This window comes from Saccharophagus sp. K07 (genome assembly GCF_014336955.1).
GTDB lineage: Bacteria > Pseudomonadota > Gammaproteobacteria > Pseudomonadales > Cellvibrionaceae > UBA5868.
In genome coordinates this window covers 1-21,376 of record NZ_QRAI01000008.1, presented here as the reverse complement: position 1 = coordinate 21,376, position 21,376 = coordinate 1, and the positions used below count along the sequence as shown (strand labels likewise).

19 protein-coding genes and 1 CRISPR repeat array (1 of these 20 cut by a window edge) are annotated in these 21,376 nt (G+C 49.9%); of the genes, 13 read left to right on the top strand and 6 right to left on the bottom strand.

From position 1 onward, the window contains the following. Positions 1 to 321: direct repeats of the CRISPR family, unit length 36 nt; unit sequence GTTGGAAAAATGCCCTGATAAAGAAGGGATTAAGAC (it extends 887 nt beyond the left edge of the window). 164 nt (positions 322 to 485) lie between these two features. Genes csx16 through cas2 (DWB84_RS17820) form a run of 5 tightly spaced genes read left to right on the top strand, consistent with a single transcriptional unit; the run spans position 486 to position 3,110 of the window. Continuing rightward, positions 486 to 830 (top strand): CRISPR-associated protein Csx16, encoded by a 345-nt coding sequence (csx16, locus tag DWB84_RS17840; RefSeq protein WP_187411178.1) that lies wholly within the window; start codon positions 486 to 488, stop codon positions 828 to 830. Continuing rightward, entirely contained in the window at positions 823 to 1,104 is a 282-nt protein-coding gene (gene cas2, locus DWB84_RS17835; RefSeq protein ID WP_187411177.1) for a CRISPR-associated endonuclease Cas2, read from the top strand. The genes csx16 and cas2 (DWB84_RS17835) overlap by 8 nt, the downstream gene beginning before the upstream one ends. An 11-nt stretch (positions 1,105 to 1,115) precedes the next feature. Next, positions 1,116 to 2,075 carry a CRISPR-associated endonuclease Cas1 gene (cas1, locus tag DWB84_RS17830; protein WP_187411176.1) on the top strand — a complete coding sequence of 320 codons (960 nt, stop codon included), beginning with the start codon at positions 1,116 to 1,118 and terminating at the stop codon, positions 2,073 to 2,075. A gap of 4 nt (positions 2,076 to 2,079) precedes the next feature. Continuing rightward, positions 2,080 to 2,832 carry a CRISPR-associated endonuclease Cas1 gene (locus DWB84_RS17825; protein ID WP_187411175.1) on the top strand — a complete coding sequence of 251 codons (753 nt, stop codon included), beginning with the start codon at positions 2,080 to 2,082 and terminating at the stop codon, positions 2,830 to 2,832. A gap of 11 nt (positions 2,833 to 2,843) precedes the next feature. Next, positions 2,844 to 3,110 (top strand): CRISPR-associated endonuclease Cas2, encoded by a 267-nt coding sequence (gene cas2, locus DWB84_RS17820; protein WP_187411174.1) that lies wholly within the window; start codon positions 2,844 to 2,846, stop codon positions 3,108 to 3,110. A 434-nt stretch (positions 3,111 to 3,544) separates the two neighbouring features. On the opposite strand, the gene DWB84_RS17815 is transcribed toward cas2 (DWB84_RS17820), so the two are convergent. The 3 genes from DWB84_RS17815 to DWB84_RS17805 form a co-directional block, all read right to left on the bottom strand. Beyond that, on the bottom strand, positions 3,545 to 3,742 hold the full coding sequence (locus DWB84_RS17815) for a type II toxin-antitoxin system ParD family antitoxin (protein ID WP_187411173.1): 198 nt from the start codon (positions 3,740 to 3,742) through the stop codon (positions 3,545 to 3,547). 78 nt (positions 3,743 to 3,820) lie between these two features. After that, positions 3,821 to 4,723: a DUF72 domain-containing protein gene (locus DWB84_RS17810; RefSeq protein WP_187411172.1), complete on the bottom strand. Its 903-nt coding sequence runs from the start codon at positions 4,721 to 4,723 to the stop codon at positions 3,821 to 3,823. A 108-nt stretch (positions 4,724 to 4,831) separates the two neighbouring features. Next, a complete protein-coding gene (locus DWB84_RS17805) occupies positions 4,832 to 5,896 on the bottom strand; it encodes a glycosyltransferase family 4 protein (protein WP_187411171.1) in 1,065 nt (354 codons plus the stop codon). Positions 5,897 to 6,090: 194 nt separating this feature from the next. Here DWB84_RS17805 and DWB84_RS17800 point away from each other — a divergent pair, with 194 nt between their 5' ends. The 5 genes from DWB84_RS17800 to DWB84_RS17780 all read left to right on the top strand — a co-directional run bounded on the left by DWB84_RS17800 (position 6,091) and on the right by DWB84_RS17780 (position 11,303). Further along, positions 6,091 to 7,329 carry a putative DNA modification/repair radical SAM protein gene (locus DWB84_RS17800; protein ID WP_187411170.1) on the top strand — a complete coding sequence of 413 codons (1,239 nt, stop codon included), beginning with the start codon at positions 6,091 to 6,093 and terminating at the stop codon, positions 7,327 to 7,329. Further along, a complete protein-coding gene (locus tag DWB84_RS17795) occupies positions 7,329 to 8,081 on the top strand; it encodes a TIGR03915 family putative DNA repair protein (RefSeq protein ID WP_187411169.1) in 753 nt (250 codons plus the stop codon). Before DWB84_RS17800 ends, DWB84_RS17795 begins: the two co-directional genes overlap by 1 nt. A 142-nt stretch (positions 8,082 to 8,223) precedes the next feature. Then, positions 8,224 to 8,652, top strand: a complete 429-nt coding sequence (locus DWB84_RS17790; protein ID WP_187411168.1) for a MarR family winged helix-turn-helix transcriptional regulator — start codon at positions 8,224 to 8,226, stop codon at positions 8,650 to 8,652. Positions 8,653 to 8,673: 21 nt separating this feature from the next. Next, a complete protein-coding gene (locus DWB84_RS17785; protein WP_187411167.1) occupies positions 8,674 to 9,747 on the top strand; it encodes an HlyD family secretion protein in 1,074 nt (357 codons plus the stop codon). An 8-nt stretch (positions 9,748 to 9,755) separates the two neighbouring features. Continuing rightward, positions 9,756 to 11,303 (top strand): DHA2 family efflux MFS transporter permease subunit, encoded by a 1,548-nt coding sequence (locus DWB84_RS17780; protein ID WP_187411166.1) that lies wholly within the window; start codon positions 9,756 to 9,758, stop codon positions 11,301 to 11,303. A gap of 232 nt (positions 11,304 to 11,535) precedes the next feature. Here the strand turns inward: DWB84_RS17780 and DWB84_RS17775 are convergent, their stop codons facing one another. After that, positions 11,536 to 12,939, bottom strand: a complete 1,404-nt coding sequence (locus tag DWB84_RS17775; protein WP_187411165.1) for an MFS transporter — start codon at positions 12,937 to 12,939, stop codon at positions 11,536 to 11,538. A 188-nt stretch (positions 12,940 to 13,127) separates the two neighbouring features. On the opposite strand from DWB84_RS17775, the gene acnA reads away from it, so the two are divergent. Then, the gene (gene acnA / locus DWB84_RS17770; protein ID WP_187411164.1) at positions 13,128 to 15,797 is read left to right on the top strand and encodes an aconitate hydratase AcnA; all 2,670 of its coding nucleotides are present in this window, start codon (positions 13,128 to 13,130) and stop codon (positions 15,795 to 15,797) included. Between the two features lie 128 nt (positions 15,798 to 15,925). Here acnA and fumC read toward each other — a convergent pair whose 3' ends face one another. Both fumC and DWB84_RS17760 read right to left on the bottom strand, forming a co-directional pair. Further along, complete coding sequence (fumC, locus tag DWB84_RS17765) at positions 15,926 to 17,335, bottom strand: class II fumarate hydratase (protein ID WP_187411163.1); 1,410 nt, start codon at positions 17,333 to 17,335, stop codon at positions 15,926 to 15,928. Between the two features lie 139 nt (positions 17,336 to 17,474). Beyond that, positions 17,475 to 17,810: a hypothetical protein gene (locus DWB84_RS17760; protein ID WP_187411162.1), complete on the bottom strand. Its 336-nt coding sequence runs from the start codon at positions 17,808 to 17,810 to the stop codon at positions 17,475 to 17,477. On the opposite strand from DWB84_RS17760, the gene DWB84_RS17755 reads away from it, so the two are divergent. Both DWB84_RS17755 and DWB84_RS19450 read left to right on the top strand, forming a co-directional pair. Then, positions 17,773 to 19,131: an RICIN domain-containing protein gene (locus tag DWB84_RS17755; protein WP_187411161.1), complete on the top strand. Its 1,359-nt coding sequence runs from the start codon at positions 17,773 to 17,775 to the stop codon at positions 19,129 to 19,131. The two genes, DWB84_RS17760 and DWB84_RS17755, sit on opposite strands and share 38 nt — an antisense overlap. A gap of 1,307 nt (positions 19,132 to 20,438) precedes the next feature. Beyond that, on the top strand, positions 20,439 to 20,600 hold the full coding sequence (locus tag DWB84_RS19450; protein ID WP_187411160.1) for an integrase core domain-containing protein: 162 nt from the start codon (positions 20,439 to 20,441) through the stop codon (positions 20,598 to 20,600). Positions 20,601 to 21,376: the final 776 nt, after the last annotated feature.

Here is a 21,376-nt window from a genome sequence, read left to right as displayed (position 1 = left end):
ACCTGGAAGGTGTTGGAAAAATGCCCTGATAAAGAAGGGATTAAGACGACTAATCCGGGAATTGAGTCGCCGGTAAAGAGGAGTTGGAAAAATGCCCTGATAAAGAAGGGATTAAGACGGATCAACTTTACCACCGGGGAGGCCGATTCGTTGGAAAAATGCCCTGATAAAGAAGGGATTAAGACATCATTTTCCTTAAAACCAACAACCTTTTTGCGTTGGAAAAATGCCCTGATAAAGAAGGGATTAAGACCTGCCTTTTGTCGCATTTATCAGCGCGCTACAGGTTGGAAAAATGCCCTGTCTAAAAGGGATTGCCAAACTGGTATAAAACTTATCCTTTTATTCCTCTCTTACCATTACCTTGCCTTAATATTTTCCCCGACCATCAACCAAAATTTTTGCAAGCTTGCCAAAACTCCCCTGCCGTTATTTTTTCCACATAATGAGTCCAACCACATAACTGTTCTCTATAGGCAGGTTTTATGGACTATCTCGTTACACGTCATAAAGGCGCTCTGGAGTGGCTGCGGCAAAAGGTTGGCGCGGAGGCGGTGTATTTGCCGCATCTGGAAGATGTGCGGATGCTTAATCCTGGCGATACGGTTTATGGCACTCTGCCGGTTAACCGGATAGCCGAAATTTGCACCCTGCGCGCGCATTATTTTCATTTACTGGTTGATATTCCGGCGCATCTGCGAGGTAAAGAGCTAACAAGCGATCAGCTCGACCAATTGGGTGCAAGATTGGTGGAATTTATTGCACTGCGTCCAATATGCGATGAATCCATATTGAAACAGGCAGAAGAGCGCGAGTCGTTTTATGAGTAGGCAGTTGTTTCTGGTTGCTTATGACGTCCGCCACCCTCGCCGTTTGCAGCGAGTGCACCAGGTATTAAAGGATTACGCCTGCGGCGGGCAAAAATCCGCTTTTGAGTGCTATCTCTCTGCAGGTGAATTGCGGGAATTGATAAGCCGTATCGATCAAATTATGGACGCGGAAGAAGATTCTTTTTTAGTCATTCGTCTTGCCTCGCGCGATGCGGTTGAAACTTTGGGGAAGGCGGTCAAACCGGCGGATGAGTTTTACACCTATCTGGGTTGAGGTACAGTTTTATGCAAACATTATTTATTGACCGAAAAAACGCCGAGCTGGAAGTTGATCGCGGACGCTTGTTGATTCGCATAGACGGTCAGCGCCCGATATTTTCTGTGCCCACGCAAGTTCTGGAAATGCTGGTTATCAGCGCGCCTGTCAATTTTTCCTCAACGCTAATGACACAACTAACGCAGGAGAATATCGTCACTGTTTTTATCAATCCACGTAAAAGCGAAGCCAGTACTATCACCACCGGCATGATGCATAACGATGCTATACGGCGGCTTTGGCAATATCAGGTAATCAGCGACCATGTGGTACGACTGGATTTCGCAAAACAGCTGATGGAGCACAAAGTGCGCCTGCAAAAAGCCATGTTAACGCGCGGCCTCAATCAACGTCCGGACTGCCGGCATCCCATTTTCAAAGCACTCGGACGTATAACGGCAATCCAGCAAAATATTCCGTCGGCAACGTCGATTGATTCATTGAGAGGTATGGAAGGCGCAGCGGGAGCTGCTTATTTTGAAGCGTACCAAAGTCTTTTTGCACCCGCACTACAATTTACCAACCGCAACCGCCGCCCTCCGCGCGACCCGGTAAACGTTATTCTTTCTCTTACGTTTACGCTTTTGCATGCAGAGGCGGTGCGAGTTCTGTTTTCAACGGGCTTCGATCCGCTGCTTGGCATTTATCACGAGCCTGATTTTGGCCGGGAGTCTCTTGCGTGCGATCTGGTGGAATTATTCCGACCACTGGCGGAGCGTTGGATTTGGCGTCTTTTCGTCAATGAAATTCTGCGCCCCGAATATTTTGCTTATTCGCCTGAAAATTCCGATAAACCGTGCTTGTTAGGCAAACGCGGGCGGGAAGTGTATTACGGCGCATACGATAAGCAGGCGCGTCGCTGGCGCAAACTGATGCGCCGCACAGCGCGATATTGGTTGACACAACTGAGGCAAGTCGTTGGGGAGTGATCCTATGGATATTGCAAAAACCTGTCTCGTTATAGATTCGAGAAAAACCGAACAAATCCGCCTGGACGGCCCTGCCCTGCGCATACGCATGCAACAACAGAGCAGTCGATTATTTCCATTGCGCCGTTTGTCGCGCATTCACATAGTCGGCGAATTACAACAGGGATTTGACGCATTGATTTATTGCGCTGAACATCAAATTCCTGTGGCATTTTTTACTCTTAACGGCAAACTGCGCTGCCAGCTTTATTTTCCTGTATTGGAAAATTCTCTTATTAGCCATTGGTTGGAACATGTTGAATTCGACCAGCAGGCGCAACAGGAATATGACGATTGGCTTAAGCACCAAACGCTGCATTTGCTCGCCTGCATGGGTTACAGAACCGGCTCTATAGAGCGGCGTTTACAATCCATTCTGAATCAACTCCACCACGCATGTAAAAAAGAACTAGGTGAAAAACTCTATCGTCAAGCAATGGATTGGCTGGAAGGCATGGCCAACGCGCAGCTCTCTCAAATCATCACCAATCTCGGTCTCGCCAATCAAAGCCGCGGCAAGCGCAAACTTATGGAAGATATAACACCCTTGTATCAATTGTGGCTGCATCATCACCTTGCAAAGCAACTCCAAAAAACACAATTGAATATCAACGGCTACACCATGTCCGCGTTTTATCAGGCTCAAGCGGATGAATTGGAATATTTTACCCGGCGAATGCTGGCTCAATTGACCACCCGGCTGGAGTCGATTATTTGAGGTGAAATGTCATGGCGCATTACTTGATCTGCTACGACATAGCCAATCCTAAACGTCTTGGCCGCATCCACCGACGCGCCGTCAAGCACGCAATTTTTGTGCAGTATTCCGTTTATTACCTGCAGGGAGATAAAGCAAAATTGCAGGCTCTGTTGAACGAAATCGACGAAGAACTCAACCCAACCGAAGACGACGTCCGCGCCTACACTATCCCTTCCCTCGCCGACGCATACCAAATGGGAAGATCCTGGTTGCCAGATGATATAAAACTGATATAAAGACACCCATGCGCATTAACTTTCGCAATACTGGAAAAATTGGGAAACCCTACTATAACTCCTTGTATCACAAAGAATTAATCAATAGATCAGTTGGAAAAATGCCCCGATATAGAGGGGATTAAGACGGTAACTCTGGGGCAGCTGTTAAAGCGGTACAAGTTGGAAAAATGCCCCGATATAGAGGGGATTAAGACATAGTTATTGACACAGGTCCGAGTGGGGCGGTGTTAGGGAAGCTGCTGTGATTTAGTGGACAGTATTGCTGTGATTCAGAATGAAAGGGAGTGGCGGGCAATAATTGGTTGATGACAAAGCGGGCAACGTATTGGGTATAACGTGATTCAACCAATGTTCCCAATTTTTATTGCCCGCACTGCAAAGGTTTATGACTTGGCGGTATCGAGCTTCTTTTCCACTTCGTCCGATATATCCTACAAAGACCGATCGCTAGTGTCGCTATCCGAGCCTTTTTGGAGTTCTTGCATCAACTTCTCCCGCTCCTGCTCGTACTGCTGCAACAAACTCAACGCCGCCTCGACCACCTCGTCAGCGTTGCTGTACCGCCCCATGTTAATCAGCCGCTCGATAATGTCTTGAAGTTCCTGGTCGAGTTCAATCGTGGTGCTCATGATAAGTGCCTTCTTCTGTAGATCCGGCGCTATCCTAGCCGAAACAGCGAAGTCCCTGATAGGACTCCGATAAACGGTCTAAACATCCATCAGTTTTCCAGGCTCTGCTGGAAGGTTTTTGAGCAGATCCAGCCGGGCGAGGATTTTACGCGCATCGTAAGGGGCCCAAAGCTTGTCGGTATTATCGAAATAGCAAAAGATATCGCGCTCTTCGTTTGCTGTTTGCGCCTTTTTTGCTCGCACCAGGTTCGCATCTCCGGGCTGATTGCCGCGACTCCAGGTTTTCATGCGGCTGAACCAGCGGTCCAAGGCTTCGTCGGTATAGCCGCTTTTATACAGTTCTGTATCGCCGTGAAGGCGCATATAGATAAAATCGCTGGTGATTTCCTCCGCATAAGGAAAACGTCCTGCCGAATCCGCAAATACAAAGGCGACGTCATATTTGGCAAGCAAATCGAAAAATTCTGACTCGATAAAACTTTTATTGCGGATTTCCACACAGTGACGTATGCGTTCGCTTTTCTTTATAGGATTCTCAAAGTCCTCTCGGTATTTTTTGACGGCTTTTGCCGCCTCAGTTGTTGTGACGGGAAGCAGCGCTAAAAAGGCTTCGAACAGTTCGGAATCGAATCTAAAGCTGGGCGGAAATTGCCACAGTATAGGACCGAGTTTGTTTTTTAAGTGCAGCACGCCAGAGGCAAAAAAGTTGGCAATAGGATGCTCCACATCATTCAGACGGCGAATATGGGTGATAAAACGCGGAGCTTTGACGCTGAATTTAAAATCATCCGGCACATCCTTGTACCAACCTTGATAACGTTCCGGTGTTTGCAGCGCGTAAAAGGAGCCGTTGATTTCGATTGTATTGACCGCGCGAGAAGCAAAATACAGTTCTTTATCCTGCTTTAGCCCTTCGGGGTAAAACTGCTTGCGCCATGGTGCGTAGCGCCAGCCGGAAATGCCGATTCGGAATTCGCTCATAAAGCTTGGCCCTAAATTCGTTATTTAAGGTCACGCTAGGGGTAAAGGATTTGACTAACTGTTCGCAGGCTCACATTGGCTAAGCATCCAACCTTCCCCTTGCATCAGCTAAGCGCAAATAGTTTCGTAGAGTTTTATCACTTCGTCCGCAATTGTATTCCAGGAAAAATGGCTTATTACATGGTTTCGCAACAAGGTTTCATAGGCGTTAGCGTCCTGTTCCGACAGTTCTATAATACGGGCGGCCATTTGTTCCTCTTCCCCGGTTTTGAACAAAAAAGTTGCCTCTGGATGCGTATAAAAGCGAACCGCGTCCAAATCGCTGGAGACCACCGGCAGGCCGCAGCTCATCCCCTCCAGTAAAGCGTTATTCGCTGTGCAGTCGAGCATAGGCAACAACAAGGCGCTTGCATTTTGGTAAACGCGACATAAGGCCTCATCGGACAGATTGGAATGCCAGGCAACTTGCGAGTGTTTGGCCAAGCGGTACAACTCGTAGTTATTTAGGCGATTCTGCTTGGGGTAAATCAAATCAAAACCAATGGACGGTTTGCGCTGAATCACCATTTCAATCACTTTGATCAAAGTGGGGATATCGCGCAGCCATTGACCGGAAAAAACACAGCGAAACTCTTTTGGTTTGTGCTCTGAAGGTTTAAAAAATTGGCTGTCAACGCCGTGGGGAATGCAGAATACTTTTCCCGGCAGGAATTGCTCGAAATAGGCTTTTTCAACCGGCGTCAGCACAATCAGTGCATCCAGCGCGCCGACCATTTCCGCCCCGCCGTTTAACCGCCACCAGCTGGCAGGTTGGTGCGCGGTAGCAATAATTTTGGTATTGCCCAAATAGCGACGGACACGTTCATTACGCAGCAGGCCGTAATTATTTTCCAGATAACCTACATGCAACAAGTCGCAATTTTTGGCCTGGCGTATAGCGCGAATCTCCGCAGCCACATTTTGCACGGATGCGTAATACGGAGTGCCATTTACATATTTTTTCTTGATATAGCGGTAAATCGCACGCTTTGGCGACCAGTATTTTTCGCGTGCGCGGAAGTAAGTACTTTGTAGGCTGATCGAAGGCTTCTTTTCCAGCTCGCTAAACAGCAGATCGTAGCCGCTGTGGCGGCCCATATGGGAAAACTGCTCTCGTAGGGCAAGTACTTTCATCCGGCTTCCTCGTATACATTTTATCCGGCCAGCGCAGCGCTGCCGTGTGATTGCTTGCAAACGGCGGCGAGTATAAAGCACCTAGTTTGGGTCTGAAAGAACCCGATGTTCTTATGGATATTGGGTATAACGAAGTCATTTGACTTTACCTCGAACTCTGATACTGTATTTTTAAACAGTATCAATCCGAAAAAATGAGCAAAATCTTCGAAAAACTTAAGGTACTCGCGGACGCCGCCAAGTACGATGCATCCTGCGCCTCCAGCGGCAGCAAAAGGTTTAACCAAAACAAAGGGTTAGGTAATGCTGAAGGCATGGGCATTTGTCACAGCTATACCGAAGATGGACGTTGCGTTTCGCTTTTAAAGATTCTATTCACCAACCATTGCATCTACGACTGCGCCTACTGCGTTAGCCGCCGCAGCAATGATGTGCGGCGCGCGGCATTTACCGTGGAGGAAGTGGTCGATCTGACGATCAACTTTTATCGTCGCAACTATATTGAAGGGCTTTTTCTCAGTTCGGGTATTTTCAAAAATCCGGATTACACCATGGAACGCTTGGTGCGCGTTGCCAAACAGTTGCGTTTAAATCATAACTTTCACGGTTATATCCACCTGAAAGCCATTCCAGGAGCCAGTCCCGAGCTTTTGAAAGAGGCTGGACTTTACGCCGACCGTTTGAGCGTTAATATCGAGCTGCCATCTGAAACCAGCTTGCAAAAGGTCGCGCCGGAAAAACAATATCGGGATATTCTCGGCCCCATGAATTATTTAAAAGAGGAAAAAGAGGAGCGGAGCGACCATCGTCCGCAACGCAGTAAAACCCAATTGTTTTTGCCTGCCGGACAAAGCACACAAATGATTGTCGGTGCTTCGCCGGAAAGTGATTATCAGGTCTTGCGACTGGCGGATTCTCTTTACCAAAGGCAAAAACTCAAGCGGGTTTATTATTCCGGCTATATCCCCATCGCCACCGACAACCGCGTGCCCGCTCTCAAAGCGCCACCACTGATTCGCGAAAATCGCGTTTATCAGGCGGATTGGCTGATGCGGTTTTATCAATTTTCCGTGGATGAAATCGTCAATGAGGCAACGCCCAATCTCGATTTGGATATAGACCCAAAACTCAGCTATGCCCTGCGCAATCGGCATTTATTTCCGGTGGATATCAATCAAGCCGATTATGAGATGATTTTGCGCATTCCTGGCGTTGGCGTTAAGTCTGCGCAGAAAATAGTATCGTCGCGCATTTATCAAAAACTCAATATCGATCATCTGCAACGCATAGGTGTTGTGATGAAGCGTGCGCGGTATTTTATTAAGTGCCCCGGTTTGTATAACGCAAATTCGGATATTTCGAGTAAAGATTTGCGTTCGCTGATTTTGAGCGGTGAACAGCAAAACTCCCTACAATTAGCGTTATTTTCCTAATGGCCACCTATTGCTACGATGGCAGCTTTGAAGGACTTTTAACGGTTATTTTCCGGGCCTTCGAACACAGATCCATTCCCGAGCAAATAATTTCTACGGAATACAAACAGCTTGGCCTGCTGGCTTCAGCTTTTACAGTGAACACCGACGAGCTATTGGCAGAAAGGGTATTGCGCGGCATAGATAAGCGCACAGACAATCGCGGCTCGCGTTTGATTTACCACATGTTTTTAAGCGAACAAGACGGTGCGGAAATGACGATTTTCCACCTTGTCAAAAACCTGGTCGATAAAGGCGATATTCTTTCCAACTTCGGCAATCCTTACGTTGCCAAAGCCTATCAGATGGACAAAATGATCGGTCGCGAAGTACACCGCATGCACGCTTTTGTGCGTTTCCAAAAAGTTGCCGACGCCGATATGTATTTCGCCATCATTAATCCTTCCTGTAATGTACTGCCGCTGATTGGCGAGCACTTTGTCAAACGTTATGCGGATCAGAAATGGATTATTTGGGATGCTGTGCGGAATTATGGAATTTATTACGACTTGCAGCGGGAGATATTTATCGAACCTGACCATCCTCTGCTCAAAACCCTAGTCGAATCCTCTAAACAGGAAGATTGTTATCAGCAGTTGTGGGTGGATTACTTCAACTCCGTCAATATTCGCGAGCGCAAAAATACCAAACTTCATTTGCGCCATATGCCGAAGCGGTATTGGCGATATTTAACGGAAAAACACTCGCGATAGTTGGCGCGCTGGGAGATGGTTGGGTGAGGCTAGACTTTTATCGTCTTTCAAATCCTTTTTAAGAAAAATTTGATCTAGGCACTCCTTTGCCCCGACCTTCTTCGGAGCATATAGTAAGCAATGCTTATTATATGGGTGATATATGAACAACCGACGAGAGAGCCTTGGCTTCCTGATGGTGGACGTAACCCGCCTGCTGCGGCGGGCCTTTAAAGAGCGGCTGGAAGGCAGCGATCTGACGCTAGCCCAAGCGCGCGCGCTGGTTTACATCTCGCAACAGGAGGGCGTGCGCCAAGTGGAGCTGGCAGACCAGCTGGAAGTGCAGCCCATCACGCTGGCGCGGCTGATCGATCAACTGGAAGAAATGAAGCTGGTGGTACGCCAGCCAGACCCAACCGACCGCCGTGCCCATCTGATTTATTTGACCGATGCCGCCCACCCCCATCTGGATGCCATTGAAGAAGTGACCGCTGCGATTCGTGCGGATGTCACTCAGGATTTTTCCGAGCAGGAAGTGCAGTTCCTTTTCACCGCCCTGCGAAAAATGCGCAGCCGGCTCTGTAGCCAATAAATATCTGCAGTTGAGAAACCCATGAACGACATGACCATTCCCAAAACTGAAACCGCTACAGTCGTCGCCCGCGGACAAGCGCACAAACGACTGGTACTGCTGGTGGTGATTCCGCTGCTCACGCTCGTTATTGGCGGAGTGATTTATTTGAGCGGCGGCGGAACAGTGACGACGGATAATGCCTATGTAAAAGCCGATTTGGTGCCGATCAGCGCAGAAGCATCCGGGTCAGTCGTCGAGACATTGGTGGCGGAAAATCAGCCTGTGGAAGCAGGCCAGGTTCTATTCCGCCTGAACCCTGCCAGTTTCACCATCGCGGTGACTCAGGCAGAGGCGCGCGTGGCTCAAGTGCGCACGGAGTTGGCCGCTCTACAAGCCAGTTACGCGGAAAAACAGGCGGAACTCGAGCTCGCTCACACACGTTATGAATTTGCCAAAAAAGAACAGGAGCGTCAGGCCGGGCTGATCAAACAGCATTTTGTCTCCGACGCGAATTTTGCCGAGGCCCAACAAAATACCGATATCGCCCAACAACAAATTCGCGTGCTCGAACAGGACTTGCAACGTATTGCGCAAGCGCTCGGCGGTGACGTGGGCGCGCCTGTTGAACAACATCCAGAATTTCGCGCTGCGGAAGCGGGACTGCATCAGGCGCGACTGGACCTCGCCCGTACTGAAGTACGCGCACCGCAATCTGGCACCATCACCCAACCACCGCGAGTCGGCCAATATGTGCACGCCGGCAATATTTCTATGTCACTAGTGGTGACTCAATCCGCGCGCGTGGAAGCGAATTTTATGGAAACGGATTTAACCTATGTCCGTCCCGGCCAGCCGGTAACCATTCATATAGATACTTATCCAGGCCGCGTATGGCACGGCGTGGTGGAAAGCCTGAGTCCGGCCACTGGTGCCGAGTTTTCCGTTATCCCCGCGCAAAACGCCACGGGCAATTGGGTGAAGATCGCGCAGCGTGTGCCTGTGCGCATCAAAATTGATGAAGGCACGGATAACGAATTATTGCGTGCAGGTTTGAGTGCGGAAGTGGAGATTGAAACCGGCCACAAACGTCACCTGTTTGGTTCGTCGATCTAAGTCGCACCATGACTTCCCTTTCCCGCTCTCTATCCAGGTCTAATGCCAACCCGGGCTTTGTCACCGTATCGGTGATGCTGACCACCATTATGCAGGCTCTGGATACCACCATTGCGAATGTGGCCCTGCCGCATATGCAAGGTGCCATGGGCGCAACGCAGGATCAGATTTCCTGGGTGCTGACGTCTTACATTGTCGCCGCCGCGATTTTTATGCCGCTTACGGGATTTCTCAGCGCCCGCATTGGCCGCAAAAAAGTTTTTATGATTTCGGTGCTGGGATTTACCGCGGCATCAATGCTCTGCGGCGCGGCGCAAAGCCTCGGCCAATTGGTTGTTTTCCGCTTACTGCAAGGAATTTTCGGCGCGTGTCTGGTGCCACTTTCCCAATCGGTTCTGCTGGATACTTATCCGAAAGAAAAACACGCTTCCGCCATGGCGATTTGGGGCGTCGGCGTTATGGTTGGACCGATTCTCGGGCCAAGTCTCGGCGGCTGGCTGACGGAGTATTACAACTGGCGCTGGGTGTTCTATATCAATTTGCCATTTGGTCTGCTCGCGTGGTTTGGCCTTGCGGCCTTTGTGAAGGAAACACCTACCGATAACAATCGCCGTTTTGATATGTTCGGATTTGCCATGCTGGCCTTGGGAATAGGCGCACTGCAAATGATGCTCGATCGCGGCGAGTCGCAAAATTGGTTTACCAGCTATGAAATCGTGATCGAAGCTATTTTGGCGGCACTTGGGTTTTATCTGTTTATTTCCCACATTTTTACCTACCGCAATCCGTTTATTGAGCCGAGCATTTTTAAGGACCGGAATTATTCCGTCGGCCTGCTTTTTATTTTTATAGTGGGCATTATTCTGCTCGCGACCATGGCGTTATTGCCGCCGTTTATGCAAAACCTGATGGGTTATCCAATTATTGACGTGGGATTTTTGCTCGCACCGCGCGGAATCGGCACCATGATCGCCATGGTAACCGTGGGCAAATTGGCGAGCCGCATTGATGTGCGCTTGTTGATTTTAGCGGGATTGCTGCTGACCAGTTTTTCGCTCTGGGAAATGACTTTATATACCACCGAAACGACGGCGTTCACCATTGTGAGAACCGGTGTTGTTCAAGGCTTTGGTTTGGGATTTCTTTTTGTGCCTTTATCCACCCTTACCTTTTCCACCTTGGCACCGCAGTTCCGCAATGAAGGCACAGCGCTGTATAGCCTGATGCGCAATATCGGCAGCAGTATTGGAATTTCCGTGGTGGTCACCTATCTGGCGCAGCGCACGCAAATCAATCACGCGGCCTTTGCCGATTACATTACGCCGTTCACCCTGCCGCTTCAGCAGGCGGCGCAATCCGGCGCCTTTAATCTCGATACGCCAACCGGCCTCGCCATGATCAATGCCGAAGTCACACGGCAAGCGGCCACCCTCGCCTATCTGCAGGATTTTCACCTGATGATGTGGATTACCCTGGCGGCAATTCCGCTGATATTGCTGCTGCGCAATCCCGCGCGCAAACCTTCCACGAATAATCATCAAGCAGTTTTGGAATAAATAAGCGGAAGAATTTTTCCAATCCTGAAATATATTTCACTGATTATCCAAATGCCCTCACCCCAACCCTCTCCAGGAGGGAGAGGGTTTTTCATCGCTGCACAATTGCAATCCGAGTTGATGGATTCAGATGCGGTTGGAATTTCTATGCGGTGTTCTCAGACGAGTTGTGTTCTACAGAAAACGGACACAATCCCCTCTCCCTCAGGGTAAGGGCCGGTCACATCCATTTCTATTTTTCGTCCTTCCGTTTGGCAATCGTCAACCAATCCAAAACCATTCCGGAAATCGTATTAAATCGCGCAACGCGATAGACGATTTGCAGCAACTGCGGATGTTGTCGCACGCGCGGTTCCACGGCGCGGGGAATAAACCAGAGGGTGACCACGCCGCGCAACACGGCGCTGCAGATAAACACCACAAAAATGGAACTGGCCAGGTGAAACGGCAGCATGTCGCGAATGGCTGGCGCTGCGGCGGCCAAATAACCGCCGCCCAAGGCACCGATAAAAATCAACGTTGCACTCAACGCTGACTGAACCGCAGCATAGGAAGCAAAATTGGTTCTGTGGGGCCGTATATCGTAGAGGTAATTACTGGTACTCAAGGAAAATCCGCTCCAGGCAAAACCCGAAAGTGCCTGTGCAAAAAGCAGAAAATAAAAATTAGGCGAGATCAGCCACCACAAAGGCACGGTCGGCAAAAGGCAGCTGGTCACCACCATAACGAGGCGATTGCCAAAACGGTCGCTCACCCGTCCCCAAAATCCCAAGGTTAAAAATTGTGTCGCAATGGAGGCCACACTGTTAATGCTGTATTGGAAATAGGTGAAGTTCAGCTCGGACAGCATATACACCGCAAAAAACGGGGCCGAAATAGCGACCATTCCCTGCATGCCAGCGACAAATAAACTGTAATGGCGAAAGGTTGGCTCGCGCAGTGAATGCGCGACTTGGCGCATGGTTTCGACAAACTGGCGCGATTGCGCGGGCGGTTGCGGGTCGGGATCGTGCATTTTCCACAGCAGCCAGGCCGACACCAATCGACCGGTGGATGCGCAGCCGAACAGCAGCAAAAAACCGAACCACGCTTTGCCAGAGGCAGCACTGATGCTCAACATGGCTCCACCAGCGATAAAAATGACCAAGGACGTCGCCATGGTTAAGCGCGTACGCGCCGCAAAAAAGACTCCGCGCCGCCTGGGCGGAACTATGCTGCCCATCCACGCGCGCCACTGCGGCTGAATTACGTTGGTGCTGGCGTGATAAAAAATCGCCAAGCCGATCAGCATCAGCATGCCCCACTGCGGGTGGAACAGAGCGAGAACGGCCATCAATGCCACCATCACGGCCTGAAAAACCGCACAACCGACAATCAAAGTGCGGCGGCTCATATACGCGCCCAACCAAACGGACAATAATTGGAAGCACGCACCGAAAAACTGAGGGAATGCCGTAAGCCAGCCCATCTGAATTATGCTAGCCTTCAGATATACGGCGAACGCGTTAAAAAAGTTATCGCCCGTCGCGGTCATAGTAGAAGACGCCACCGCTTCCACCTGCGAATAGCGCAGCGTTTTGCGCAACCAGGCTTTTTGGCTGGTTCGACATTCTACGCGGGGAACTTTCGATTTCATGCCAAGGCACCAGTGAATAAGGAATTGGCGAAACGGCCAGCGTTCGGCGGCTTCCGAACAAACCTTTCTATACTTTTTTAGAGAGTATAGCGACCGGAACCACGGTCAGATTTACCTGGCGTGACATTAAGTCCCGCAATTTCAGGAACACGGTTTCACTTACGCCCATAAAACTTACCGGAGGTCCTATGACAAACAGTTTCCAGGCGCTATCTCAGCTTTCTCTCGGCGGAAAAACTTTTTCCTACTACTCGTTGCAAGCTCTGCCCCAGGAAAAGCTCCGGCGCCTGCCTTATGCGCTGAAAATCCTGCTGGAAAATCTTTTGCGCAAAGAGGACGGCATCAACGTAACCCGAGCCGATATCGAAGCCGTGTTGCAATGGAAAGCAGAAGCGGAGCCGGATTATCAAATCAATTTCACTCCAGCGCGCGTGGTATTGCAGGACTTTACCGGCGTGCCCGCGGTGGTTGATCTCGCCGCTATGCGCGCCGCCATGCGCGATCTCGGCGCCGATCCTGTCAAAATCAATCCGCTGGGGCCTGTGGATTTAGTGATCGACCACTCCGTTATGGTCGATGAATTCGGCAGCCCCAAAGCCTTACAGCGCAATATCGAACTGGAATTCGAGCGCAACCGCGAGCGCTATCAATTTTTGCGCTGGGGACAAAAAGCCTTTAACAACTTCCGCGTTGTGCCCCCGGGTACCGGCATCGTCCACCAGGTGAACCTGGAATATCTCGCCCAGGTGGTACTGAAGGAAAAACGCGGCAGCGATACTGTGCTGGTTATGGATACCCTGGTGGGTACCGACTCCCATACCACCATGATCAATGGCCTCGGCGTATTGGGCTGGGGTGTCGGCGGCATCGAAGCCGAAGCGGCCATGCTCGGTCAACCCATTACCATGTTAATTCCGCAAGTGGTCGGCTTTCGTCTTACCGGCAAATTGCGTGAAGGCGCTACCGCGACGGACCTTGTTCTCACCGTCACACAAATGTTGCGCAAAGCCGGAGTGGTCGGCAAATTCGTCGAATTTTTCGGCCCCGGCCTTTCCAACCTGCCGCTGGCGGACCGCGCCACCATCGGCAATATGGCCCCGGAATACGGCGCGACCTGCGGTCTGTTCCCCATCGATCAGGAAACCCTAAATTACCTCGCCCTCTCCGGCCGCGATCCGCAGCAGATCGAGCTGGTGGAAGCCTATGCAAAAGCACAAGGCATTTGGCGCGACGATTCCACACCAGAGGCGCACTACAGCTCTGTACTGGAATTGGACTTAAGCACCGTCGAGCCCAGCCTCGCCGGTCCTAAACGCCCGCAGGACCGTATAGCTCTTGGCAGAGTGGCAGCGGAATTTCGCGAATTATTACAAGCCGAACAAACCCGTCGCTCCACCACCTTGGCCAGCGATCGCGGCGCGAAAAAATCCAACAGCGCAGGATTGGAATTAAAAGATGGAGCGGTCGTTATAGCCGCAATTACCTCCTGCACCAACACCTCCAACCCCGCTGTGCTGATCGCCGCAGGTTTATTGGCGAAAAATGCCTACGAACGCGGCTTGAAAACCCAGCCCTGGGTCAAAACTTCTTTCGCACCCGGCTCGCAAGTGGTGCCGGCCTATATGGAAAAGGCCGGTTTGCTCGAGCCGCTGAGCAAACTCGGTTTTGATATTGTGGGATTTGGCTGCACTACCTGTATCGGCAACTCCGGCCCACTGCCGGACGCCGTGCAACAAGCCATTTACGATAACGATTTGCTGGTCGCCGCCGTTTTATCCGGCAACCGCAATTTTGAAGGCCGTATTCATCAGGACGTTAAAGCCAATTACCTCGCCTCCCCGCCGCTGGTGGTCGCCTACGCTCTCGCGGGCAATATGAATATCGACCTCACCAAAGAGCCGCTGGGCACAGGCCAGGACGGCAAACCGGTTTATCTCAAAGAGATCTGGCCGAGCCAGCAGGAAATCAGCAATTGCATAGCGCGCAATATCTCCGCGCAACTGTATCGGGAAAAATACGCAGACGTTTTTGCCGGCAGCGAACAATGGCGCAGCCTGCCAGTGCCGGAGGACGAAGTGTATTCCTGGCCGGAATCCACCTACGTCAAAAAACCGCCCTACTTTGACGGCATGACCATGGAGGTTTCACCGCCGCCGCCGATTATCAATGCGCGTTGTCTGGTGAAAGTCGGCGATTCCATCACCACCGACCATATTTCGCCCGCAGGTTCGATCAAGAAAAAAAGCCCCGCTGGTGAATATTTAATTTCTCACGGTGTAGAACCAGCAGATTTCAACAGCTATGGTTCACGCCGCGGCAACCACGAAGTGATGGTGCGCGGAACCTTTGCGAATGTGCGCCTGCGCAACCAACTCGCACCCGGCACCGAAGGCGGCTACACCACTTATTTACCGACCAACGAACAAACCAGTATTTACGACGCGGCCATGCGTTATGCCGCAGATAAAGTACCGCTCATAATTCTCGCAGGATTGGAATACGGCACCGGCTCCAGCCGCGACTGGGCCGCCAAAGGCACCAATTTGCTCGGCGTAAAAGCCGTCATCGCCCAAAGCTTTGAACGCATTCACCGCTCAAATTTGGTGGGTTTTGGCGTTCTGCCACTGCAATTTTTGCCCGGTGAAAGCGCCGATAGCCTGGGATTAAAAGGCGATGAATTTTTCTCTATAGGCGCAATTGAAGGAACGCCGAAAGAATTGACGGTAACTGCCATGTCATCCGATGGCGCAACCAAGGAATTTACTGTGCAAGTGCGCATCGATACGGCAGTGGAATGGGAGTACTACCGCCACGGCGGCATTTTGCATTATGTGTTGCGGCAGTTGGCAAAGAGTTAATTTTTTCTCGAGAGGTAGCTATATAAACCGGCCACATAGGTAACAGTGCCCCTCCCCCTGGCAAGGGAGGCCGGGAGGGGGTCAAATTAAAACGTGCAGGGGAGATAAATAAAAATCCAGAAGGAATATTAGCCCTCCTCCCCACCCGGCCCTGTCATAGGCGTTGGATCCGTTAAGTTATTAAATGTTTCCCGATCCATCAGATTTTTCTCCTGCACCACATCCCATAAGGTTTTATTTTCTGCATAAGCCTGTTTTGCCACAGCTGCGGCCATGTCGTAACCAATTTTAGGCGTCAGAGCAGTTACCAACATCAGGGAGTTGTGCAGATGATTTTTAATGGTTTCTTCATTTGCTTTCATGCCATCGACACAACGCAAACGGAAACTGTCAAAGGTATCCGCGAGTAAATCGATGGATTGCAGCACATTGTGAATAATCACCGGCTTAAATACATTTAATTGCAAATGCGCTTGCGATGCGGCAATTGTCACCGCTGTATCGTTGCCGATCACCTGCGCCGCCACCATGGTCAGAGCTTCGATCTGCGTCGGATTCACTTTGCCCGGCATAATTGAGCTGCCAGGCTCATTTGCCGGCAAAATTAATTCGCCTAAACCACAGCGTGGCCCGCTCGCCAATAAACGCAAATTATTGCCAATCACCAAACAGGCGCTGGCCAACTGCCGCAATGCGGCGCTGGTTTTTAGCAGTGCATCATGCGCGGAAAGCGCCATAAATTTATTAGGCGCACTGCGAAATGGCAGACTGGTTAAACGACTGATGGCAAGCGCAACCGAAACCGCCCATTCGGTGTGACTGTTCAAACCCGTACCAACTGCTGTTCCGCCCAATGCCAAATCGTATAAATCGTGACGAGCCTGCTCGATGCTGTGACGTGCTAGCTCCAATTGCGCCACATAACCGGAAAATTCCTGCCCCAAGGTCAGCGGTGTGGCATCCATCATATGGGTCCGACCGATTTTTACGATGTCAGAAAATTCCTCGCTGCGCGCTTGTAAACTGGCGATTAATTTTTCCAACGCCGGCAACAGTCGCTCATTAAGCGCAAGAACCGCTGCAATATGCATAGCCGTGGGAAAAGCATCGTTGGAAGATTGGGATAAATTGACGTGATCGTTGGGATGCACCGGCTTTTTTCCACCGCGCGCAAAACCGGCAATTTCATTGGCGCGATTGGCGATCACTTCATTGGCATTCATATTGGTCTGAGTGCCACTGCCCGTTTGCCAGACCACCAGAGGAAATTGATCGTCGAATTTTCCGGCCAATCCTTCTTCGCACGCTTGAATGATATAGCTAGCCAAGGTTTCATCCAGTTTTCCCAATATTTTGTTGGTATGCGCCGCAGCCGCTTTAACAACAAATAAGGCGCGAATAAAAATGGACGAAAATTTTTGCCCGCCGATGGGGAAATTCTCCACCGATCTTTGCGTCTGAGCTCCCCAATAACACTCCTCCGGTACCTCGACGCTTCCCAGCGTATCCGTCTCGATTCGAACTCTTGCCTTGCTCATGCGTTATTCCTCGTTTTTGCTTATGCCTTATTCAGCCGCATCAAAGCGTTCAATTACTCAGGTTCCGACCATTCGTTTCATATGACCATTTTCTTTCGTCCTTTATCACGCCTGCTTCGCGCCGTTACTTGGATATGAATCACAGACAGAGCGCCAACAAACCGGCAAGATTTCCCGGATAAAAACCTAGAGGCTGCATGGCTGTGATCAGACAAATAACCCATAAAACCTGGCTGACGATTCTGTTGAGTATAGGGTTGGTCGCGTGCGGAGGCGGAGCGGAGAAGAGTTCATCGTCCAGTTCGTCAAGCTCCTCAGCTTCCTCCAGCTCGTCATCGAGTTCAAGCTCTGCATCATCGAGCTCTGCATCTTCATCCAGCTCATCATCCTCCAGTTCTTCATCTTCGTCTTCCAGCGGCGCACCTTTAGAACCCTGGATGGCATCGGCTTCCGCCAAATTTTCGCCTTCAATCATCGAAAATGGCCTAACCCTGCGCGACACGTCCGGCAATATTTTGCATGCCCACGGCGCAGGCATGATTAAAGTCGGCGAGTTTTATTACTGGTACGGCGAAAACCGTTACGACAATCAATCCTTCAAAAGTGTACGCCTTTACCGTTCGCGCAATTTAAAAGATTGGGAATTTGTCAAAGATATTCTGACCGATAAATCCGATGCGGATTTGAATTACGCCAAAATCGAACGCCCAAAAATCATCTACAACAAAAGAACCAATCGTTATGTTATGTGGATGCATAAAGAAGGCGGCGATAATTACGGCCAAGCGCGCGCAGCTGTAGCCGTATCAGATCGCATCGACGGCGATTACCAATATCTCGGCAGCTTCCGTCCGTTGAATCATATGTCCCGCGATTGCACCGCATTTGTGGACGATGACGGCGCAGGTTATTTCCTCTCTGCCGCCAATGAAAATGCCGATTTACATCTCTATCGCCTAACGGACGATTACACGCAAATTTCTCACTTAGTGCAAAAAATCTGGGTGGGACAACATCGCGAAGCGCCGGCCCTGGTTAAACACAACGACGTTTATTTTCTGCTGACATCCGGCACCTCCGGCTGGGATCCCAACCAAGCCCGTTACGGCACTGCAACCAGCCTTTCCGGCACTTGGAGTTCCACCAAAGCCGTCGGAAATGGCACAACCTACGATTCTCAGCCGACCTACATATTGCCTATCGAAGGCAGCGAAACCACGTCCTATTTATATATGGGCGATCGCTGGATGGACCCGACCTATCAGGCTTCCAAATACGTCTGGCTGCCCATCACCTTCCCCACCCGCGACACTATGTCGCTCAACTGGTCCACGCGCATCGCTGTTGACGTCAACACTGGCGAATTATTTGGCAGCGGCATGGAAGAAGTGCGCATCCGCTCGCGTCACAGCGGTAAATGCGTCGACGTTTCCGACGAAAGCCTCGCCGAGCACGCCAATATTCTCCAATGGACCTGCGGCTCCGGCCACAACCAACGCTGGCGCTTTATCGAAGCTCAACCCGGTTACTTCCAGATCAAAGCCTTGCATAGCAGCCAATGCATGGATGTTGCCGCTGGCAAACAAGACAACGGCGCCAACGTCCTGCAATGGTCTTGCAACGGCGAGGATCACCAACTCTGGCAAATCCAAAACCATGCAGATGGATCTTTCTCACTGATCGCCAAACACAGCGGTAAATGTTTAGATGTCGAAAAATGGAGCACGGAAAACGGTGGCAACCTGCAGCAATGGGAATGTTTAGGAAGAGAAAATCAGAAATTTGAGGAATATTGAAAAGCACCGCGGCTTTTTCACAAAGCCGCGGATAACGGAAGACTTTCCAGTTGAAAAATGCTCTCAGCATGAGGCATAAAAGCACCGCCTGAATCAGAGCCATTGTATCTACCCTTCGATTAAACAATCGAAGGGCAAATCGAACCAGTTCTGACTAAGGCGGCAGCTCCATACTGCAACTCTTTGACAAAGCAAACTGCTGCCTTTATCACAGAATTCACTTCGACACCTCCAGAACGGCATTTTTTGCCGCCCTATTTCACACATCCAATATTTCTTTTAACAAATAACCCGTGAAATAGGTTCGCTCGGCTCTGGAGAAAGATTGCGATTAGGCTTGTCGCAACCAAACAGGAGGACTGTCCGTGGCCCCAAAATTCTTATCCAAATCCGTTATGAACCAAACCCAAAAACAAGCCTGCACATGCGCTCAGCAAAAACTTTTCACATGCAATATCTATTTTTTACCAACAACTTTACAACCACCAAAAATCCAATGACATCAGAAATTCTTGCTTTAGAGAACACAAAAAATTCGCACTTCCTAGCTGGAAAAACAACATTTATCCCTATTACATGACCTTTCAATTTCTGATCAAGCTATTCAAGAAACGCGGATATACATCGCATCGCTCTTTCCGAAGATTCTCTGCAAGACATTTATCGCGGAATACTCTAAACATGTCTTGGCAAAATGCAAAAGGAACACAAGAACTTAAAAGTTGACCTCGCTTAAGGATGTTTTCAAAAAAGTGGTAAAGCCTGCAGCCAAGCGCCACATGGTAAATCACTTGATGAAGCACTATATGTTGAGGAACGCGCGGCATGCAGGCTCATCGGTATTAGTCGAAGCTCACATCGATACTCGCCAACAATGAGCTGCGACGACAATCTTTGTGGTCCATTAAAAGCGTTGGCAGCGCAATATCCCCAATATAGCTATTTGATGCTTCAAAGCTTGCTGCGCAGAGAAGGCATAGTCATCAATAAAAAGCGAACCTACCGCATTTATTGCAACGGTGCGCACAAAGAAACGAAAGCGTCTCCAGCGCCACACCAACCAACGATGCTTTAAAGCAAGTGAATGAGGCTGGTCGATGGATTTTTGTATATGACCAATTGGCAAATGGTAGGCACTTTCGGATGCTCAATGTGATTGACGACTATTACAGAGAGCTGGTTGGCCAGTTGGTTATGTTTTCAATTAGTGGATAGCAGGTGGCTCGCTTTCTTAACAGCTGATTGAGACGTGAGGAGCACCCAATTGGATTGTCTGCGATAACGAGACCGAGCTTACAAGCAAAGCCATGTTCTTCTGGGGTAAAGAACGGGGGATTGAATTGCAATTTATCCAGCCTGGCAAACCCACCCAAAATGCTTTTGTTGAGAGTGTAAATGGAAAAATTCAGAAACGAATGTCTGAATCTACACTGGTTCAGAACGATAGAAGAAGCGCTTTACGAGATTAACCTGTGGCACGACCCTACAACAACCAACGGCCACACAGTTCACTGAATTACTTGCCGCCCGTGGCTTTTGCCAAGCTGGCGGTTTAACATGAAAATCTCATCCTTGAAGTGGTACTGAGATTGGAGGGTCACTTTACATCAAGGCACCGTAGAAATTGGGCAAGAGCATGTCGCTCACATTGTCGCTGGATAAGATCGCTCATTGCAATTGGAATCACCAACAATTAGGTCGCGAGATTTTCGCTAAATTTGATTTGCGGCACCTTTCCGGATTACTCCCCTATGGGGTGGATGATTGGTCGCACGACCATCAAACCCGGTAACCCCGTCTTTTTCAAGATCAGCGTCAGATTAAGTCGATGCTTCTACAATTTTTTATCGCGCAGTTGCGAGGCGCCGCAACCCCGCCATTATCTATAATGGGTCGAACCGTTGGGCTAACAAGGCGTGAGAATACGTGAACAATTAATCTTGATCCTAGCGACATTCTCTCTCGCTATGCATCGGAACGTAGACATGGTCAAATTCCTCTCCCTCATCATACCCTCCCGCTGCAACGACGCATGAAGACCCCTCTGTTCTACGGTACGTCCATCCGTAATCCCAAGAATCATGAATGAGTGCAAATGCTTCGCACGCCTCTTCGGGAGTGTAGTGGTCAAGTGAATTTGGCCACGATTTAAGAGTTACTTACATACCGCTGTTCGGCCAACACTGGCGGCAATCCACCATTATGTTGATGCGGCCTTGTCTGGCTGTAGTAACCCAAAACATAA

Excerpts from the sequence above, each read along its gene's own strand:
- csx16 (WP_187411178.1), top strand. The coding sequence starts at position 486 with ATGGACTATCTCGTTACACGTCATAAAGGCGCTCTGGAGTGGCTGCGG.
- cas2 (WP_187411177.1), top strand. The coding sequence starts at position 823 with ATGAGTAGGCAGTTGTTTCTGGTTGCTTATGACGTCCGCCACCCTCGC.
- cas1 (WP_187411176.1), top strand. The coding sequence starts at position 1,116 with ATGCAAACATTATTTATTGACCGAAAAAACGCCGAGCTGGAAGTTGAT.
- DWB84_RS17825 (WP_187411175.1), top strand. The coding sequence starts at position 2,080 with ATGGATATTGCAAAAACCTGTCTCGTTATAGATTCGAGAAAAACCGAA.
- cas2 (WP_187411174.1), top strand. The coding sequence starts at position 2,844 with ATGGCGCATTACTTGATCTGCTACGACATAGCCAATCCTAAACGTCTT.
- DWB84_RS17815 (WP_187411173.1), bottom strand. The coding sequence starts at position 3,742 with ATGAGCACCACGATTGAACTCGACCAGGAACTTCAAGACATTATCGAG.
- DWB84_RS17810 (WP_187411172.1), bottom strand. The coding sequence starts at position 4,723 with ATGAGCGAATTCCGAATCGGCATTTCCGGCTGGCGCTACGCACCATGG.
- DWB84_RS17805 (WP_187411171.1), bottom strand. The coding sequence starts at position 5,896 with ATGAAAGTACTTGCCCTACGAGAGCAGTTTTCCCATATGGGCCGCCAC.
- DWB84_RS17800 (WP_187411170.1), top strand. The coding sequence starts at position 6,091 with ATGAGCAAAATCTTCGAAAAACTTAAGGTACTCGCGGACGCCGCCAAG.
- DWB84_RS17795 (WP_187411169.1), top strand. The coding sequence starts at position 7,329 with ATGGCCACCTATTGCTACGATGGCAGCTTTGAAGGACTTTTAACGGTT.
- DWB84_RS17790 (WP_187411168.1), top strand. The coding sequence starts at position 8,224 with ATGAACAACCGACGAGAGAGCCTTGGCTTCCTGATGGTGGACGTAACC.
- DWB84_RS17785 (WP_187411167.1), top strand. The coding sequence starts at position 8,674 with ATGAACGACATGACCATTCCCAAAACTGAAACCGCTACAGTCGTCGCC.
- DWB84_RS17780 (WP_187411166.1), top strand. The coding sequence starts at position 9,756 with ATGACTTCCCTTTCCCGCTCTCTATCCAGGTCTAATGCCAACCCGGGC.
- DWB84_RS17775 (WP_187411165.1), bottom strand. The coding sequence starts at position 12,939 with ATGAAATCGAAAGTTCCCCGCGTAGAATGTCGAACCAGCCAAAAAGCC.
- acnA (WP_187411164.1), top strand. The coding sequence starts at position 13,128 with ATGACAAACAGTTTCCAGGCGCTATCTCAGCTTTCTCTCGGCGGAAAA.
- fumC (WP_187411163.1), bottom strand. The coding sequence starts at position 17,335 with ATGAGCAAGGCAAGAGTTCGAATCGAGACGGATACGCTGGGAAGCGTC.
- DWB84_RS17755 (WP_187411161.1), top strand. The coding sequence starts at position 17,773 with ATGGCATCGGCTTCCGCCAAATTTTCGCCTTCAATCATCGAAAATGGC.
- DWB84_RS17760 (WP_187411162.1), bottom strand. The coding sequence starts at position 17,810 with ATGATTGAAGGCGAAAATTTGGCGGAAGCCGATGCCATCCAGGGTTCT.
- DWB84_RS19450 (WP_187411160.1), top strand. The coding sequence starts at position 20,439 with ATGTTCTTCTGGGGTAAAGAACGGGGGATTGAATTGCAATTTATCCAG.